Origin of the sequence: Propionicimonas paludicola, assembly GCF_002563675.1 — a bacterium.
Lineage (GTDB): Bacteria > Actinomycetota > Actinomycetes > Propionibacteriales > Propionibacteriaceae > Propionicimonas > Propionicimonas paludicola.
Genome location: NZ_PDJC01000001.1, coordinates 958,743 through 976,498 on the forward strand (window position 1 = coordinate 958,743; position 17,756 = coordinate 976,498).

A 17,756-nucleotide genomic window follows, 5' to 3' on the forward strand; every position below is an offset into this window, starting at 1 on the left:
GGTTACTTCACTCCGACCAGGTCGCAGACGAAGATCAGCGTCTCGCCCGGTGCGATGGCACCACCGGCGCCACGATCGCCGTAGGCCAGGTGCGGCGGGATCTCCAGGCGGCGTCGTCCGCCGACCTTCATGCCGATCAGGCCGGTATCCCAGCCGGTGATCACCCGACGGGCGCCCAGCGGGAAAACCAGGGGAGCGCCGCGGTCGTAGCTGGAGTCGAACTCCTCGCCGCTGGAGTGGGCGACCCCCACGTAGTGCACGGCGACGGTCTTGCCGGCGACCGCCTCGGGGCCGGTGCCGACCTCCAGATCGATGATCTGCAGTTCGGTGGGAGCTGGACCCTCGATCGGGTCGACGAATGGCTTTTCCATGCCCGGCACCCTACCCAATGAGCATCCCTGGGTCCGAGCGCGTATGCTTTGAAAGCTGGACAGGAGAGATCCTGGCCGGCGACAACTCAACAGGGGGTGACTGGTTTCGACTTGGGACGGTAGTCCCAGGAGAAGCGGGCCGAGGATCGGGGACATCTCGTTAACGATTCCCGAAAACCAATAAGTGCCGATTCCAAGCGCACTGACTTCGCTCTCGCTGCCTGAGCAGTGACCGAAGGGTCAGTCCGGATGTGCCTTCCGTCCGGATCCTGGCCTCATTTTGGAGGCTTACCTGTGCAGTCTCGTTCCAGGGCTGTGCGGGGAAACTTATGGAACTGGGCTTGTTCACCACTTGCCGATGAGAGGGTGAGAGCCAAGCAGAACGCCTAGTCGGCTGCGCCCGGAGAAGTCCTGGTTCACCTCTTGAGGACGCGGGTTCGACTCCCGCCACCTCCACCAGCTGCCTGACCTTCCCGGTCAGCGGCACCCTGCTGAGAACGGCCCCCGTCGGGCGCACCTGATGCGCCGAACGGGGGCCGTCCCATTCTCGGCGTGCCCCAGCCGGACATTTTGCGGCCGATTCGGCCGAACTCCAGTTCCGCTCGTCCGGGGCCGGCTTCGTGCGACTTATCGTGATTCCACGATGGCCGGCACCACTCCAGCTGCTCCTGGCGCACCTCGGCACATAGTCGATGTGGTGCGTTGGGTGCTCATTGTGTCCACGCTGGCTTTCGCCGTTACTGGGATCTGGGTTCGCTACCGGTTCGGAGCCGTACTGCTGGATCAGGCGCTGCTCAATCTGCCCGGAGGAGCCTCCGAGGCCGGCGCGGGCGCTGTCGCGGTCGAGCTGGCCGCCTGGTTGATCGCTCCGTTGGCGCTGGTTCTCGTGATCGCGATCATCGTCATCCGCAGGGGCCGCAGAGGCGGACGAGTCCGTGGACGAGTCACCTTTGGGCCGATCTGGCTACCGCTGCTGGCTGCTGTGGTGTCGTTCGCCGGCTTCGCATCGATCACGGGCGTGCCGCAGTATCTGTACTCGCTCACCGATGGTCGCTCGATCGAGCCCTACTACGTGACGCCGTCGGTCACGGCCGGCCCGGCCCGTCCGCTGAACCTGATCACGATCTACCTGGAGTCGATCGAGAACGCCTTCGGTGACTCGGCATTGTTCGGAGAGGACTTGCTCAGCGAGGTGAAGGCGGCAACCGCCGACTGGTCGTCCTATCCGCGCCTCGAGCAGCCCGCCAGCAGCGGGTGGACCATGGCCGGCATCGTCGCCACTCAGTGCGGGCTGGCGCTGAAGAGTGACCTCTTCCAGGCGGGGTTCGATCCGAACGAGACCGGTGAGCGGGTGGACAGCTACCTGCCTGGTGCGGTCTGCCTGGGCGACGTGCTGCGTGATGCCGGCTACACAAGCACCTTCGCCGGCGGAGCCACGACTGAGTTCGCAGGAAAGGGCAAGTACCTGAGTGCCCACGGCTACCAGACAGTGCTGGGGCTGGACGACTGGGTGCGGCAAGGAGAGCCCGCCCAGGACATCTCCAGCTGGGGGCTGTCGGATGAGCGGTTGTTCGATCGGGCCGCTGCGATCGTCGACGACCTGCACGCGCGCCAGCAGCCCTTCAATCTCACCCTGCTCACCTTGGATACCCACGAGCCGGCCACCGTGCACGGTTCCTGCAATGCCGGTCAGGGCGCGTCGATGGCTGTGGCAACCAAGTGCTCCATGCGAGCGGTTGCGGGCTTCCTGAAGCACCTGCGCGCGGCCGGCTACCTGAAGGACACGGTGGTGGTCGTGACCGGTGACCACCTCAAGGCGGTCGGCGACGGCACCGCCTTTCACCAGGAGCTGTCGCACGCCGGCCAGCGGAGCATCTTCTTCCGGCTGTGGAGCCCCCGGCCGGTGCACCTCGGGGTGGATCGCGGCGACCAGTTCTCGGTGCTGCCGACCACGCTGGAGGCGCTCGGCTTCTCGATCCCGGACGGACGCGCGGGCCTGGGCCTGTCCCTGCTGGGCACGCGAGCGGTCCGGGGAGTGGCGCTGAGCCTGCCGTCCGACACCTATCGCGCGCTGCTGGCCGCACCGTCTCGGGACTTCTATGCCCGGATCTGGGCTCGCTGAACTCGTTCAGGCACTGGATATGGTTGGGCCCAGGGAGGTGAGATGTCCGGATTCGCGGTTGGCGACCTGTTGGTTGCCGGCATCACGATCAGCGACGGTGTCTTCGACGGCACCGTGGTGCTGCTGGTCGAGGTGGACGAGTCCGGCACGGTCGGAGTCGTCCTGAACCGCATCTCCGAACTCGATCTGGGCAGTGCACTTCCGTCCTGGGCCGGTCTGGTCAGCGAGCCGGCCCGGCTGTTCGACGGCGGCCCGGTGTCCCAGCAGGGAGCGATCTGCCTGGCGGAGCCGTCCCACGCCGGTGAGGAGCCGCCCGGCTGGCGTCCGATCTTCGGAAGGGTGGGGCTGCTCAACCTGGAGACCCCCGTGGAGATCGCTGCCGGGGCCTACCGACGCCTGCGGATCTTCGCCGGCTACGCCGGTTGGGATGCCGGTCAGTTGGAACGGGAGCTCGAGTTGGCCATGTGGCATGTGCTGCCGGCGGCCCATGATGACGTCTTCGACACCCAGCCGAACAGCTTGTGGCGGCGGGTACTACGTCGGCAAGGGGGAGAGCTCGCGCTGCTCTCCACATGGACGGCGAACGCGGAACTCAACTGAGCGCCCCTTGTCGCATAGGATGACGCTGTTGGAAGTCCAAGGAGGGAAGTTGCTTTCAGAGGCTCCCCGCACCGCACCGGCGCGGATCCTGGTGGTGGATGACGACGAGGCCCTCGCCGAGATGCTGCACATCGTGCTGGAGTCGGAGGGGTACGACGCTCGGCTCTGCCATAACGGTGATACTGCGCTGGCTGCCTTCCACGACTACCGCCCCGATCTGGTCCTGCTGGATCTGATGCTGCCCGGCCGCGACGGAGTGGACGTCTGCCGCGACATCCGCGAGGAGTCCGGAGTCCCGGTGATCATGCTCACCGCCAAGTCCGACACCACCGATGTGGTGGACGGACTGGCTGCCGGCGCCGACGACTACGTCCCCAAGCCGTTCAAGACTCAGGAACTGATCGCCCGGATCAAGACCCGGCTGCGCCGCCATGTGGTGGCCGACTCCGACAACGACACGCTGCGGATCGGTGATCTGGTGATCCGGGTCAACGAGCACACCGTCCGGCGCGGCGACAGCGAGATCACCTTGACCCCGCTGGAGTTCGACCTGTTGCTGGCCCTGGCCCGCCGTCCGCGGCAGGCCTTCACCCGTGAGGTCCTCCTCGAAGAGGTGTGGGGTTACCGGCACGCATCGGACACCCGGCTGGTGAACGTCCATGTGCAGCGGTTGCGCTCCAAGATCGAGAAGGACCCGGAGAAGCCCGAAATCATCGTGACGGTGCGCGGCGTCGGCTACCGCGCCGGTGAGTCCAAGTCGGCCTGATGAAGCGCTGGCTGGCCCGGCTGAACCCACTGCAGCTGTGGTCGCGCTCGCTGCCGTATCGGGTGGTGACCAGCACCATGCTGGCTGCGGTGCTGATCCTGATGGCCACCGGCTGGTTCCTCACCGCTCAGTCGGTCCAGGGAATCATGGCCGGAAAGACCCAGGCCAGCGTGGCTGAGGCATCCTCGGTGGTGACCAGCATGCAGCGCGACCTGTCCGCCACCGACCCGCGGACGACCTCGCTGGGCGAGCGAATCACCCAGCTGACCAGGGAAGCGGCCAACCGCGGCAAGGTCGGCAACCAGTACTTCGTGGTCGTGGAGACGTCGATCGCCCAGATCGGAACCGAGGGTGTGGCCTCCAGCAGCATCCCGGACTCGATCCGGGCGGCCGCAGCGGACGAGGACGGGCTGTGGAGCACTCCGACCATGATCCGCTTCACCGACAGCCGACCCGAGGAGCCCGGGTTGGTGGTCGCGTCCCGGCTGCTGGCACCGGGCCAGGAGCCCTACCGGATCTTCTTCTTGTTCTCCACAGGCCAGGAACAGCAGACCCTCGCCGTGGTCCAGCAGGCCACCTTGGCCACCGGCCTGTTCGTGATCGTGGGACTGGCTGTGATGGTCTACCTGATCTCGCTGCAGATGCTGCGCCCGGTGCGTGATGCCCGTCTGGCCGCAGAGCGCCTGGCCGCCGGTCACCTCACCGACCGGATGAAGGTGACCGGAACCGAGGACCTGGCCGGACTGGCCCGTTCGATGAACCACATGGCCGCCGAGCTGGAACACAAGATCACCGAGTTGGAGCATCTCTCGGCCGTGCAGCAGCGGTTCGTGTCGGACGTCTCACACGAACTGCGTACCCCGCTGACCACCATCCGGATGGCCAGCGAAGTGATCCACGCCCACCGGTTCAGCTTCGATGCGGCCTCGGGACGCTCTGCCGAACTGCTGTCCGCCGAGCTGGATCGGTTCGAGGAGTTGCTCGCCGACCTGCTGGAGATCTCCCGCTTCGACGCCGGTGCCGCCCAGCTGGCGCTGGACGATGTGGACCTGCATGGGCTGTCCACCGAGGAGGTGGCCGCCGTGCAGCGGCTGGCCGAGGAGTCCGGCAGCACCCTGACCGTGCTGGCCAGTGGCAACTGCGTGGCCGAGGTCGACGGACGTCGGATTCGGCGGATCCTGCGCAACCTGCTCACCAATGCCATCGAGCACGGTGAGGGACGACCGATCGTGGTTCAGGTCGCCGGGGACGACAAGTCGGTGGCGATCGCCGTCCGCGATCATGGCGTCGGGTTCACCGTCGCCGAAGGTGGCCAGGTGTTCAACCGCTTCTGGCGGGCCGACCCGTCCCGTGGCCGCCGGGTCGGTGGCACCGGGCTGGGCCTGTCGATCGCGCTGGAGGATGCCCGATTGCACGGCGGCTGGCTGACGGCCTGGGGACGGCCGGGGGAGGGAGCCCAGTTCCGGCTGACGGTGCCGCGGCGGGCCGGCGACACGGTGCGATCCTCGCCGCTGCCGCTGATCCCCGATGACGTGAAGGAGGACGTCGATGCGATCAGCAACTGAGCGCCTGATGATCGCGGCCCTGGCGGTGCTGCTCACCGGCTGCGCGTCGGTGCCGACCACCGGGCCGGTGGCCCACCACACGCCGCAGGCGGTGAGCGTTGACGGCGGCGTCCGGGTCGATCCACTGCCGCCGTCGGAGGGGGCCAGCCCGCTGCTGATCGTCGAAGGCTTCCTGCACGCGATGAGCACCTATCAGCCCGACTATGCCGTGGCCCGGCAGTACCTGACTGACCAGGCCAGCAAGGAATGGCATCCCGAGGACGGTGTCCAGGTCTATGCCGACGGCGTGCCGCTCACCGATGCCGGGTCCTCGGTGCGACTGCTCGCCCAGCCGGTCGGCCGGGTGGACGCCAAGGGCATCTACTCCGCGGCCGATGCGAAGTCCGACCCGATCCGTCAGGACTTCGCCTTGGTGAAGAACTCCCAAGGTCAGTGGCGGATCTCCAAGCCGCCGACCGGGCTGCTGCTGTCCCGCTATCTGTTCTCCACCGGTTTCGCCGACGTGGACTTGCACTTCCTCGATGCCACCGGGTCGGTGCTGGTGCCGGACTCCCGGTTCTTCGCCAGCGGGGACCAGGCGATCAGGGCCGCGGTCGAGGCCGAGCTGGCCGGGCCGTCGGACTGGCTGAAGCCGGCCGTCCAGCCGATCGACACGGCTGGAGTGAGTGTGGTCTCGCTCGACCTGGACCGGACCGGGCTGGTCAAGATCACCCTGGGCGGGAGAGCGTCCTCGCTCAATGCCGCACAGCGACAGCGGCTCCTGGCCGAGTTGGCGTTCACCCTGGCCAGCTTCACTCAGGTGGCCGGGCTGACCGTTACCACGGAGTCGGGCACCTGGATGGATCCGGCCGGACGCGCCGTGGTCACCAGCGCCAGCTACAGCCAGCTCAGCCCGGATAACTCCGGTTCCTCCGGGGTGTTGTTCGCGGTCGAGGGCGATGACCACAAGGTGCGTCAGATCCGCAACGTGACCGATGCCAGTCAGAGCCTCGAAGTGGTGAACGGGTTGACCAACCCCGGCGCTCTCACCGTGAATGCGGCGGCAACCGAGTTGGCGGCGGTGAGCACGGACGGGCGAGTGCTCGAGGTCAGCCGGATCGGCGAGACGAAGGCACGGCAGCTGCGGGTCGGCTCCGGGCTGCTCCGACCCGACTACGGCCGCAACGGTGAGCTCTGGTCGGCCGCAGCGGCCAGCATTCGGCAGCTGAAGGTGTACCGCGCCGATGCCGAGGTGGCCGTGGACACCTCTGCGGTGCCGAACCTGCCGGTGGTGGCGATGCGACTGTCACCCGACGGGGTCCGGCTGGCGCTGGCGCTCAAGGTCGGCAAGTCGACCCAGGTCGGCCTGGCCACGATCGTCCGGCAAGGTGAGACCTTCCGGCTGGGCAGCTGGCGACCGCTCACCCTGACCACCACCGGAACGGCCTCCGGGGCGGCCACGGACATCGGCTGGACGAATGCGACCGGGCTGGCGGTGCTGGTCACCGGGGACACCGGCGGATCCAGCGTGCTCAAGACCACCGAGGACGCCGACACGGTGACAGATCTGGGACCCGGTGACGCCGGCCCGCTGGTCCAGCTCGCCGTGGCGCCGGGCCGGTCCACGCTGGCCCGCAGCGCCGAGGGCAATGTCTATCGCTACGACGGCGAGTTCGCCTGGCCGATGACCATGTCGGCGGTGACTTCGCTGGTCTATTCCGGCTAGGGCTGTGGACGGCTGAACGGCGCGGGCCATCGACCCCCACCGTGCGTACGTGAGGTGGCGAGCGGCGAGCCAGGCGGGCGCCCAGCTGGTGCTGGGGGCCTGCTGTGCCGGATGCCGGCGACCGGGAATCGGGCTGTGCGCATCATGTCGGTCCACCATCCGTAGCACCGCGCCGTTTCGGGTGGACGGTCTGGCCGGGCTGCCTCCGGTGTATGCGGCCGGCGGCTACGCCGGGGTGCTGAAGGAGGTGTTGATCGCGGCTAAGGAGCGCTCGGCGCTCGGGCTGCTTCCGCTGCTGGCCGAAAGACTGGCCGCCGCCGTGGCGGCCCTCCTGCTGGACGACCCGGTCCAGCCGGTGCAGCTGGTCAATGTGCCGACTCTGCCAGCCCGAGCCGTGGAGCGAGGCTTGGATCACACCCGTGAGCTGGCCCGGCTGGCCGCACTACGGCTGCGGCGGCTGGAGGTGGACGTCTGGCCGCGCTCGCTTTTGGTGGTGCAGCGGCGTCCCCAGGACCAGTCCGGGCTGTCCCGCGGGCAGCGCTGGCGCAACCTTGAAGGGGCGTTCCGGGCCGGTGGCGTCCCGACCGTCCCGGTGATCTTGTGCGATGACATCGTCACCACGGGGGCCACGCTGGCCGAAGCCACCCGGGCCTGCCGGGCGGCCGGGGCAGTGGTGCTGGGCTGCGTCACCGTGGCGGCGACAGCGAAAGGGGGCCCCTGCTGAGGCAGGGACCCCCTTTGGGCCGTTCAGAGCCGGATCAGATGGCGGAAGAGTCGCTTTCGCCCGTCCGAACCCGAACGACGGTATCCACCGGGATAACCCAGACCTTGCCGTCGCCGACCTGGCCGGTCCGAGCGGCCTGGACGATGACGCCGGTCAAAGCCTCGGCCTCCTCGTCGTCGACCAGGACCTCCAGGCGAACCTTGGTGATGAAGTCGATGGTGTATTCCTCACCGCGGTAGACCTCGACGTGACCCCGCTGGCGGCCGTAGCCGGACACCTCGGAGATGGTCATTCCACCCACGCCATGGCGCACCAGCGCCTTCTGCACGGTCTCCAGCGCCTCCGGCTGGATGATGGCGGTTACCAGTTTCACTTTGAAGCTCCCGTCTTGTCGGCCTCAGCCAGGTCGTCCTTGGTGAGGACGAGGGTCCGCTGGACCTTGTTGGTGTAGTAGACCGGGCTCAGGTCGTAGCCGGCCTCGGAGTGCTCGGCCAGGTCGATCCCGCTGAGCTCGTCCGCCGGGCTGATCCGCCAACCGATGGTGTGCTTGATGATCAGCGCGATGATGTAGGTCACGATCGCGGAGTAGAGCATCACCGAGAAGGCGCCGATGGCCTGCTTGCCGAGCTGCTCGAAGCCGCCGCCGTAGAACAGGCCGGCGACACCAGGTGCGTGAGCCTTGGTCGGGTCAGCGGCATCGGCGATCGAGGTCAGCGCCAGCGGGCTGGCGAAGAAGCCGATCAGCAGGGTGCCGACCAGGCCACCGACCAGGTGGACGCCCACCACGTCGAGCGAGTCGTCGTAGCCGAACTTGTACTTCAGGCCGACGGCGTAGGCGCAGGCGATACCGGCGATCACGCCGATGGCCAGAGCGCCGAGCGGATCAACAGAACCACAGGCCGGGGTGATCGCGACCAGGCCGGCCACGATGCCCGATGCGGCACCCAGTGAGGTGGCGTGCCCGTCGCGGATCTTCTCAACGATCAACCAGCCGAGCATGGCAGCCGCGGTGGCGCCCAGGGTGTTCACCCAGGCCAGGCTGGCCAGGCCGTTGGCGGCCACGGCGGAGCCGGCGTTGAAGCCGAACCAGCCGAACCACAGCAGGCCGGCGCCCAGCATGACCAGAGTCATGTTGTGCGGACGCATGGGCTTGGTGCCGAAGCCAATACGCGGGCCGAGGACCAGGGCCAAGACCAGCGCCGCGGTACCGGCGTTGATGTGGATCGCGGTGCCACCGGCGAAGTCGAGAGCGCCGACCACATTGGCGATCCAGCCGCCGACCACGGAACCGTCCGCGCTGGTGAAGGCGAAGACCCAGTGGGCTGCCGGGAAGTAGACCAGGGTGCCCCAGAGGACGGTGAACAGTGTCCACGCGCCGAAGGAGGCTCGGTCGGCCACGGCGCCGGAGACCAGTGCGACCGTGATGATCGCGAAACAGGCCTGGAAGGCGACGAAGGCGAGGCTGGGTAGGGAGGCGTCCGGACTGTAGGTGATGAGCCCCTGCAGGCCCGCATATTCCAGCGGGTTACCGATCAGGCCGAGGCCGCCAACCGAGTTGCCGAAGGACATGCTGTAACCAAACAGGACCCAAAGCACACCGATGACGCCCATCGAGATGAAGCTCATCATCATCATGTTCAGGACGCCCTTGGCCCGGACCATGCCACCGTAGAAGAACGCGAGACCGGGGGTCATGAGCAGTACCAGTGCGGCACTAGCAAGGACCCAGGCGGTGTCGCCTGCGCTGATTTCCAACATGGTGATGAGGGTTCCGTACCGGTGTTACGTGCCGATGCGGTCCGCGTTACTAACGCGTTAGCCCATGTTACGAAGTGGTTTCGGCGCCCAGCTCAGACATCGGAAATCCACAGGTTGAGTGCTGGCGAAGTGGGGGTGGGCGAGCTAGGTTGGGGGCATGGCACCAAGGCCAGCTCCGACCCCCTCGGGGGAGGGTTCGGCTTGGTGCCATTGTCATCTCCGCTTGTCATCAGATGAGCGGACCCGACCTAGGAGGTAGACATGGACGTCCTGGTTACTGGTCGCCATTGCCAGATTCCCGACGATTTCCGCGAGCGGGTCACCGACCGGATCGCAGCGATCGAGAAGCTCAAGGACAGGGTGATTCGAGTCGAGGTCCAGGTCAGTGCCTACGGTTATCGCCGCCAACCCGATCAGGCCACCCAGGTCGAGATCACGCTGCGCGGACGGGGCCCGGTGGTCCGGGCCGAGGCGTCCGCCGATGACAAGTTCGTCGCCTTCGACCACGCACTGGATCGGCTGAAGGCGCAGCTACGGCGGGCCGCTGACCGTCGCAAGACCCATCGCGGGCTGCGTGGCCAGGCCGCAGTCGAGGACCAGAGCTTCGCGCTGGTCGAGGCCGAGCCGGAGGAGCAGCGTCCGGAGATCCGCAAGATCGCCGGAATCGACGTCCAGGGCGACGGCCCGCTGGTGGTCCGGGAGAAGAACTTCGAGGCGACTCCGCTCACCCTGGCTCAGGCTCTGGACGAGATGGAGTTGGTCGGCCACGACTTCTTCCTCTACGTGGACGCCGACACCGGCGCGCCCAGCGTGGTCTACCACCGCAAGGCCTACGACTACGGCGTGATTCACCTCACCATGGAGGACGCCGAGGCCGCGACGGCGTGAGCCTGTCCGGGCCGCGGGGCGAGGATCCGCCGTCCCACCCCGCGGCCCGGTGACGCAGGCTATGTTCGACCTGTGAGCCCAACGTTGCGCTACTGGTCGTGGAACCTCGTGATGGGGTTGATCGGTCTCCCCTTCATGATCTCGGTGGTGTCCCTGGTGGCGATGATTCTGTTCGCCGAGGCCGGGGCGAGTCAGCTGGAGTGGGTCGCCGGCATCGTCACCGTGCTGTTGGTTGCGGTGTTCATCTATCCCCGCGCCAGTTCGCCCGATCGCCCGCAGGGCTGGGTGCAGGCCTGGTTGCCGGTGCTGATCGGGCCCGCCTACTTCCTACTGGCGTGGCTGGTCGTCTTCCAGGTCGAGGGGTTCGCCTTCGGTGACAGCTATCGAGTCGCGGCTTACAGCCACGCTCCCTTCCTGCTCTTGCTCATCGGCATCTCGTTCGTGCGCGCGACCATGACCCTCCCGCTGGTGCTGGTCGCCTCGCTGGTCACTACGGCACTGGCCTTCGGGATCGGCTCCTGGCGGCGGGCGAAGGCCCCGCTCGGTCGGCTGGCCCTTGCGGTGGTGACGGCGGTGGTGCTGGCGCTGAGTGGTGCCACCGGGGGTCAGCTGGCGGTCGCCAAGGCCAATGCCGACCAGCTGGCGATCGGGACGGTCGTCTCGCAGGAGGTGGACTTGAGTCAGTACCAGCCGTTCTCCTCGGGGAACCGGTTGGTGAGTCCGGCCACCCGTCCATCGCTGCAGCTGAACGCGGACTTCCCGGTGTTGGACGGTGCCACGGCGGCCTACCCCATCTATGCGGCGATGGGCCAAGCCATCTACCAGCCGCCGGTCGGGTTGGGCCAGGAAGGCCTGTCCGAGTTCGCCTGGCAGTACCTGTCCTGCAACAACACCTCCGGCGGATATCAGCGCCTGATCGACGGGGAGGCGGACGTGTTCTTCGGCGCCCAGCCGTCCAAGGCGCAGCAGGCGGCCGCACAGCAGGCCGGGCGGACCCTGAAGCTCACCCCGATCGGACGGGAAGCATTCGTCATCTTCGTCAGCCAGGACAACCCGGTCTCGAATCTCAGCTCCGACCAGGTGCGAGCGATCTATACCCGCCAGCTCACCAACTGGAAGCAGGTCGGCGGCACTGACGAGCCGATCATCGCTTTCCAGCGTCCGCAGAACTCGGGCAGCCAGACGATCATGGAAGCCAAGGTGATGCAGGGTCGGCCGATGGCGGCCCCGCTAAAGGAGGAGAACGCCGCCGGCATGGGCGACATCCTCAGCTCGGTGGCCGACTACCGGAACTCGCCGGGGGCGATCGGCTACTCCTTCCGCTGGTACGCCACCGTGATGAACGCCAAGGCCGGGCTGAAGCTGCTCTCCATCGATGGGGTGGCGCCGAGCGTGGAGAACATCCGCAACGGCAGCTACCCGTTCACCGTGGAGGTTCACGCAGTGACCGCCGGCACCACGAACTCCAACGTGCCGAAGCTGATCGACTGGGTGCGCTCGGCCGAGGGCCAGGCCCTGATCGAGCAGGTCGGCTACGTCGGACTCGGCTAGCCGGCACTGTCGGAGGCTGCGGCTAGGCTGCGCGCCGTGGTAGCGACTCTCACCTCGGCCCAGGCTCGTCGGATCACGCTGGCCGCGCAAGGCTTCGGACGCCGTCCGGACGCGGCGGTCACCATGCGGCAGGTGCAGCAGGTGGTGAGTCGGCTCGGCCAGCTGCAGATCGACTCGGTGAATGTCTGCGTCCGCGCGCACTACATGCCGCTGTTCGCCCGGCTGGGCGGCTACGACCGAACTCTGCTCGACCGCGCCGGCGGCGTCGCGCCGCGCCGGGTCTTCGAGTACTGGGGGCATGCCGCTTGTCTGATTGATGTGAACCTGCAGCCGGCGCTGCGCTGGCGGATGGACGCCAACCGGAGCCGTCCGTGGAACCAGATGCGCGAGATCCTGGGCGCTCACCCCGAGTTGGTCGACAAGGTGATGGCTCAGGTGCGTGAGCGCGGCCCGCTGACCGCCCGTGAGATCGATCACGAGGAGCAACGCACCCCGGGCAGCTGGTGGAACTGGTCGGCGGCCAAGTCGGTGCTCGAGTGGCAGTTCCTGGTCGGCGAACTCACCAGTGCCGGACGCAACACGGCCTTCGAGCGCCGCTACGACCTGCCCGAGCGGGTGCTGCCGACGGCCGTGCACGCACAGGCCACCCCTGGCGAGGAAGAGGCTCGGCTGATGTTGGCCCGGCGGGCGGCCGCGGCGCTGGGAGTGTTCACCGAGCCGTGGCTAGCCGAGTACTTCTACACCGACCGGACCCAGACTCAGGTGGCGCTGGCCGAACTGGTGCGTCTGGGCGAGGTGGAGCCGGTCACCGTCCGCGGCTGGTCCAGTCCGGCCTATCTGTGGGCGGACGCCGCTCGTCCGCGCCGGATCAGCGGGGACGCCCTGGTAGCGCCGTTCGACTCGCTGGTCTTCGACCGGGATCGGCTCCTGGAGACCTTCGGGGTGCACTACCGGATCGGGCTGTATACCCCGGCCGCGCAGCGGGTCCACGGCTACTACGTCTACTTGTTCGTGGCCGACGACGCGATCGCCGCCCGGGTCGACTTGAAGGCCGATCGCAAGTCCGGACGGCTGCTGGTGCAGGCCTCCTGGTTGGAGCCTGGCTGCGATCAGGGGCAGACCGCCGTCCGTCTGGCTGTCGAGCTGCGCCGGCTGGCGGACTGGCTGGGGCTGGCCGAGGTGGTGGTGGCGCCACGTGGCGATCTGGCCGCGGCGCTGGCCGCCGTCAGCGGCTGACCGGCGTCACAATCACCAGGATCGCCTCGAACGGCGCCTCCAGCACCTGATAGCTGTGCGGGGCGTCGCTGATCCAGGTCAGCACCTCGCCGACGCCGGCCTCCCGCTCGGTGCCGAGAAGTCCGGCGCGCATCCGTCCGCGGGTGACCACGATGTGCTCACGCACCCCGGGCCCGTGGGCGGGGGACTGGCGGACGGCCTCGGCTCGGCCCTCCACTCGGAAGGTCTCCCGAACCGCTGCCTCGGTGCGGTGGACATCGATCAGCTGATGGCTGAGTCCGCCGGCCTCGATGCCGGTGCCCAACTCCTCGCCCAGCAGGGCCGAGATCGGTACCTCCAGTGGTCCGGCCAGGGCGTACAGCGTGCCCAGGGTGGGGTTTCTGGTGCCGGCCTCCAGTTCGGAGAGCGACCCCTTGCCGACGCCGGCGGCAGCAGCCAACCCGGACAGCGAAAAGCCGCGCGCCTGGCGCAGTTCACGCACCCGGCGTCCGACTGCTGAGTTGAGGTCCGAATCCGTCACGGGCTCAGGCTACTCTTCGTTCCACATACGGAACGTTCTGTATGTGGAACGGGGTTGTGATGCGCAGGGCAGTGGTTGCCGGACTGGTGACGATCCTGGTCGGCTACACCGGCGCCTTCGCGGTGGTGCTCACCGGCCTGCAGGCGGTCGGGGCGAGTCCGGCGCAGGCGGCGTCTGGGTTGGCGGTGCTCTGCTTCACCATGGGCACCGCGACCATCATCCTGGCCTGGCGGTTCCGGATGCCGATCACCATCGCGTGGTCCACCCCCGGAGCGGCGCTACTGGCTTCGACCGGGATCCCCGAGGGCGGCTGGCCGGCTGCAGTCTTCGCCTTCATGGTCACCGGAGTCCTGCTGGCCGTGACCGGGCTGGTGCCGTGGCTGGGTCGGCTGGTGGCCAAGATCCCCACCGCGCTGGCCCAGGCCATGTTGGCCGGCGTGCTGGTGCCGATCTGTCTGGTTCCGGTGCAGTCGCTGCTGAAGGCGCCGCTGGTGATCGCACCGGTGCTGGTCACCTGGCTGGTGATGCTGGCCTGGAAGCCGCGCTGGGCGGCAGCCACCGCGGTGGGCCTGGCCCTGGTGATCGCGGTGATCGCCGTGGGCACCGGCCCGGGCCTGTCCGTGCTGCCGCCGCCGGGGACGGCCTTGGTGTTCACCATGCCGGCCCCGTCGTGGTCGGCCGCGATCGGCTTGGCCGTTCCGCTGTGGCTGGTCACGATGGCCTCACAGAACATCCCCGGCGTCGCCGTGCTGGGCAGCTTCGGCTACCAGGCGCCCTGGCGCTCAGCGCTGACCCTGACCGGCCTGGGCACGGTCGTCGGCGCGCCATTCGGCGGCCACGCGATCAACTATGCGGCGATCAGTGCGGCCCTGGCCGCTTCACCGGACGCCGGTGAGGATCCGGCCAAGCGCTGGCGGGCCGCAGTGGTGGCCGGCTTCGGCTATCTGGTCTTCGGCGGCATCACGGCCACCATCACCGCCTTGGTCTTCGCCGGCCCGCCCGGGTTGCTGCAGGCCGCCGCAGGGGTGGCGCTGCTGGGAACACTAGGGGCGTCCTTGGCCGGATCGATGGCCGAAGCCGAGGGACGTGAGGCTGCCGTGGTGACCTTTTTGGTGGCGGCCTCCGGAATCAGCGTTGCCGGAATCGGGGCGGCATTCTGGGCGCTGGCCGCCGGCCTCCTGGTTCGCGCGGTGAGTGTCCAGCTCCGTCGGCGCGGTCAGGGGATTCAGGCTGCGGGACGCCAGAGCATCCGCGGCTGAGCCCGATACTGTAACGCCACCTTCACATGCAATAGGTAACTTGCCGATACCAGTTGCTCCTACAGAGTTATGCCCGCATTCAAGAAAGAAGCCCGCGTGATGCTCTTCAAGAAGACTTCCACCATTGCGGCGAGCGTCGCCGCCCTTGCCCTGGCCCTCACCGGCTGCACGGGCACCCCTGCTGCTCCGGCCACCTCGGCTGCGCCGAGCCCGAGTGGCGCCGCGAGCAGTTCCGCGCCCGCCGTCGACTACAAGCTGGTCACCCCGGGCACCCTCACGGTCTGCTCCGACATTCCCTACAAGCCCTTCGAGTTCGAGGACGCCTCCACTGACACCGGCTACACCGGCTTCGATGTCGAGATCGTCGGCGCCATCGCCAAGAAGCTGGGGCTCACCCTGAAGGTGATCAAGGCTGACTTCGACGCTCTGCAGTCAGGCACTGCCCTGGTGGCCAACCAGTGCGATCTCGCGGCCTCGGCGATGACCATCACCGATGAGCGCAAGAAGAACCTCGACTTCGCCGATGCCTACTACGACTCGCTGCAGTCGCTCCTGGTGAAGGCTGATTCCGGGATCACGAACCTGGCCGGTACCTCCGGCAAGCGGATCGGGCTCCAGAAGGGCAGCACCGGCAAGTCGTATGCGACCAAGAACGCCCCGAAGGACGCCAGCCTCATCGATTTCCCGGATGACGGCAAGATGTTCGTGGCGCTGAAGGCCGGGCAGGTGGACGCGATCCTTCAGGATCAGCCGGTGAACCACCAGCACGAGGTGGACGACCCGACCTACAAGATCGTGGAGACCTACAACACCAACGAGCAGTACGGCTTCGCCTTTGCCAAGGACAAGAAGCCCGAGCTGCTGGCTGCGGTCAACGAGCAGCTGAAGGCGCTGCGCGCTGACGGTAGCTACGGCACGCTGTACAAGAAGTACTTCGGCTGAACGGATGCCTGGTGGGCCCGCTAGCCGGGCCCACCAGGCGATCTGTGTGAACCCTCGGAGAATCGCGTGAGCGTCATCCCGTACCTGAAGCCGACCGTGCGCGCACGGCTCGGCCGAGGCTCGTCCTATGCCATCGGCCTGATCATCCTGCTGGCGGTAGCTGTATTCGCTGACTGGAACACGATCGGCAAGGAGTTCTTCAACCTGGACGTCGCGGTCAAGATGTGGCCGACGATCGTCACGATCGCGTTGAAGAACACACTGATCTATACGATCGCCAGCTTTGTGCTGGGATCGGCGCTCGCTGTTCTGCTGGCCGTGCTGAAGGTGACCGGCGGCCCGCTCGGTTGGTTCGCCGCCGCGTTCATTGAGTTCTTTCGGGGCATCCCCGCGCTGCTGACGATCTTCACTTTCGCCTTCGTCGTCCCGATTGCGTTCGGGTTCCAGATCCCTGGCGGTGGGCCCGGCGCGGGCATCATGGCGCTCACCATCGTCACCGGTGCGTATGCAGCCGAGATCGTCCGGGCCGGCATCGAGGCGGTTCCGCCCGGTCAGTCCGAGGCGGCCCGCTCGCTCGGTATGAGTTCTGGCAAGACGATGTTCTGGATCGTGCTGCCCCAGGCGCTGCGGATCGTGATTCCGCCGATGACCAATGAACTTGTCATGCTGCTCAAGGACACCTCACTGCTCTTCATCGGTGGTTTTGCGGTGAAGGAGAAGGAGCTCACCAGCTTCGGACAGGATGCCTTGAGTCTTACCGGTAACCCGACGCCGCTGGTGATGGTGGCGTTGGCCTACCTCGTTGTCACGCTACCGCTGACCTACCTGGTCGGCCTGCTCGAGAAGAAGCTGGACCCGAAGCGATGAGCGACCTGTTCCCGGATCTGGAGTCCACCCAGCCGCCGGTGGTGATCACCGGCCTGCACAAGAGCTTCGGCGACAACGAGGTGCTCAAAGGCATCGACCTGACCGTGACCCAGGGCGAGGTGGTCTGCGTGATCGGGCCGTCCGGCTCGGGCAAGTCGACCCTGCTGCGCTGCGTGAACTTGCTCGAGCAGCCGACCAAGGGTTCGATCAAACTGCTGGGTGCGGAGATGACCGACCCGGACGTCGAGCTCAACCAGGTGCGCGCCCACGTCGGCATGGTCTTCCAGTCGTTCAATCTGTTCCCGAACATGACCGCGCTCGGCAACTGCATCATCGGTCAGCGCCAGGTCCTGAAGCGCTCGAAGGCCGAGGCCATCGAGATCGCCAAGAAGAACCTCGCCATGGTGGGCCTCTCGGACCGGATGGACTACGTTCCGGCCAAGTTGTCCGGCGGCCAGCAGCAGCGGGTGGCCATCGCCCGCGCGCTGTCGATGGATCCCAAGGTGATGCTCTTCGACGAGCCGACCGCCGCGCTCGACCCCGAGTTGGTCGGCGACGTCCTGGCGGTCATGCGCGACTTGGCGCATGCCGGCATGACCATGATGGTGGTCACCCATGAGATGTCGTTCGCTCGGGACGTGTCGGACCGCACCATCTTCATGGACGGCGGTGTGATCGTCGAGGAAGGTGCTTCCCAGGAACTGATCACTGCGCCCAAGGAGCGGCGCACCCAGATCTTCCTCAAGCGCGTGCTGGACCCGACCCACATCGAAGACTCCGAACTGGGTGAGACCGAGCCGGACTGAGATCTTCGCCGGGCTCGCTAGGATGGTAAAGCCGCCGCGCATTTGCGCGGCGATGCTTTGGTGCGATCAGGAAGCG

17 protein-coding genes and 1 other RNA gene are annotated in these 17,756 nt (G+C 67.3%); 14 read left to right on the forward strand and 4 right to left on the reverse strand.

Annotation, left to right across the window (positions count from 1 at the left end; translation table 11 throughout):
• Positions 1-2: 2 nt before the first annotated feature.
• Positions 3-371, reverse strand: coding sequence for an FKBP-type peptidyl-prolyl cis-trans isomerase (locus ATK74_RS04360; protein ID WP_098459899.1), 369 nt, complete (start codon positions 369-371; stop codon positions 3-5).
• A 92-nt stretch (positions 372-463) separates the two neighbouring features.
• Here ATK74_RS04360 and ssrA point away from each other — a divergent pair.
• The 7 genes from ssrA (at position 464) to ATK74_RS04395 (ending at position 7,853) form a co-directional block, all read left to right on the forward strand.
• Positions 464-830: a transfer-messenger RNA gene (gene ssrA / locus ATK74_RS04365) on the forward strand.
• Positions 831-1,068: 238 nt separating this feature from the next.
• Complete coding sequence (locus ATK74_RS04370; protein ID WP_169923734.1) at positions 1,069-2,493, forward strand: LTA synthase family protein; 1,425 nt, start codon at positions 1,069-1,071, stop codon at positions 2,491-2,493.
• Positions 2,494-2,535: 42 nt separating this feature from the next.
• A complete protein-coding gene (locus ATK74_RS04375; protein ID WP_098459901.1) occupies positions 2,536-3,093 on the forward strand; it encodes a YqgE/AlgH family protein in 558 nt (185 codons plus the stop codon).
• A gap of 49 nt (positions 3,094-3,142) precedes the next feature.
• On the forward strand, positions 3,143-3,859 hold the full coding sequence (gene mtrA, locus ATK74_RS04380) for an MtrAB system response regulator MtrA (protein ID WP_281255361.1): 717 nt from the start codon (positions 3,143-3,145) through the stop codon (positions 3,857-3,859).
• Positions 3,859-5,424, forward strand: coding sequence for an MtrAB system histidine kinase MtrB (gene mtrB / locus ATK74_RS04385; RefSeq protein WP_098459903.1), 1,566 nt, complete (start codon positions 3,859-3,861; stop codon positions 5,422-5,424). The genes mtrA and mtrB overlap by 1 nt, the downstream gene beginning before the upstream one ends.
• The gene (locus ATK74_RS04390) at positions 5,408-7,129 is read left to right on the forward strand and encodes an LpqB family beta-propeller domain-containing protein (protein WP_098459904.1); all 1,722 of its coding nucleotides are present in this window, start codon (positions 5,408-5,410) and stop codon (positions 7,127-7,129) included. The genes mtrB and ATK74_RS04390 overlap by 17 nt, the downstream gene beginning before the upstream one ends.
• Before the next feature lie 181 nt (positions 7,130-7,310).
• A complete protein-coding gene (locus ATK74_RS04395) occupies positions 7,311-7,853 on the forward strand; it encodes a ComF family protein (protein WP_098459905.1) in 543 nt (180 codons plus the stop codon).
• A gap of 34 nt (positions 7,854-7,887) precedes the next feature.
• Here the strand turns inward: ATK74_RS04395 and ATK74_RS04400 are convergent, their stop codons facing one another.
• Together ATK74_RS04400 and ATK74_RS04405 are read right to left on the reverse strand one after the other, a co-directional pair.
• On the reverse strand, positions 7,888-8,226 hold the full coding sequence (locus tag ATK74_RS04400) for a P-II family nitrogen regulator (protein ID WP_098459906.1): 339 nt from the start codon (positions 8,224-8,226) through the stop codon (positions 7,888-7,890).
• Complete coding sequence (locus ATK74_RS04405; protein WP_098459907.1) at positions 8,223-9,611, reverse strand: ammonium transporter; 1,389 nt, start codon at positions 9,609-9,611, stop codon at positions 8,223-8,225. Before ATK74_RS04405 ends, ATK74_RS04400 begins: the two co-directional genes overlap by 4 nt.
• Positions 9,612-9,872: 261 nt before the next feature.
• Here ATK74_RS04405 and hpf point away from each other — a divergent pair, with 261 nt between their 5' ends.
• From hpf to ATK74_RS04420, 3 genes are all read left to right on the forward strand, one after another.
• Positions 9,873-10,499 carry a ribosome hibernation-promoting factor, HPF/YfiA family gene (gene hpf / locus ATK74_RS04410; RefSeq protein WP_098459908.1) on the forward strand — a complete coding sequence of 209 codons (627 nt, stop codon included), beginning with the start codon at positions 9,873-9,875 and terminating at the stop codon, positions 10,497-10,499.
• A 72-nt stretch (positions 10,500-10,571) separates the two neighbouring features.
• Positions 10,572-12,050, forward strand: a complete 1,479-nt coding sequence (locus ATK74_RS04415) for a substrate-binding domain-containing protein (protein ID WP_143483563.1) — start codon at positions 10,572-10,574, stop codon at positions 12,048-12,050.
• 36 nt (positions 12,051-12,086) lie between these two features.
• Positions 12,087-13,286, forward strand: a complete 1,200-nt coding sequence (locus ATK74_RS04420) for a winged helix-turn-helix domain-containing protein (protein ID WP_245840686.1) — start codon at positions 12,087-12,089, stop codon at positions 13,284-13,286.
• Here ATK74_RS04420 and ATK74_RS04425 read toward each other — a convergent pair.
• Positions 13,276-13,806: a helix-turn-helix domain-containing protein gene (locus ATK74_RS04425; protein WP_098459910.1), complete on the reverse strand. Its 531-nt coding sequence runs from the start codon at positions 13,804-13,806 to the stop codon at positions 13,276-13,278. The genes ATK74_RS04420 and ATK74_RS04425 overlap by 11 nt on opposite strands.
• A 59-nt stretch (positions 13,807-13,865) precedes the next feature.
• Between ATK74_RS04425 and ATK74_RS04430 the strand changes: the two genes are divergently transcribed.
• The 4 genes from ATK74_RS04430 (at position 13,866) to ATK74_RS04445 (ending at position 17,680) form a co-directional block, all read left to right on the forward strand.
• Positions 13,866-15,065 carry a benzoate/H(+) symporter BenE family transporter gene (locus tag ATK74_RS04430; RefSeq protein ID WP_211283278.1) on the forward strand — a complete coding sequence of 400 codons (1,200 nt, stop codon included), beginning with the start codon at positions 13,866-13,868 and terminating at the stop codon, positions 15,063-15,065.
• A gap of 99 nt (positions 15,066-15,164) precedes the next feature.
• Positions 15,165-16,007 carry a substrate-binding periplasmic protein gene (locus tag ATK74_RS04435; protein ID WP_098459912.1) on the forward strand — a complete coding sequence of 281 codons (843 nt, stop codon included), beginning with the start codon at positions 15,165-15,167 and terminating at the stop codon, positions 16,005-16,007.
• Between the two features lie 66 nt (positions 16,008-16,073).
• Positions 16,074-16,874, forward strand: a complete 801-nt coding sequence (locus ATK74_RS04440) for an amino acid ABC transporter permease (RefSeq protein WP_211283280.1) — start codon at positions 16,074-16,076, stop codon at positions 16,872-16,874.
• The gene (locus tag ATK74_RS04445) at positions 16,871-17,680 is read left to right on the forward strand and encodes an amino acid ABC transporter ATP-binding protein (protein WP_098459913.1); all 810 of its coding nucleotides are present in this window, start codon (positions 16,871-16,873) and stop codon (positions 17,678-17,680) included. Before ATK74_RS04440 ends, ATK74_RS04445 begins: the two co-directional genes overlap by 4 nt.
• Positions 17,681-17,756: the final 76 nt, after the last annotated feature.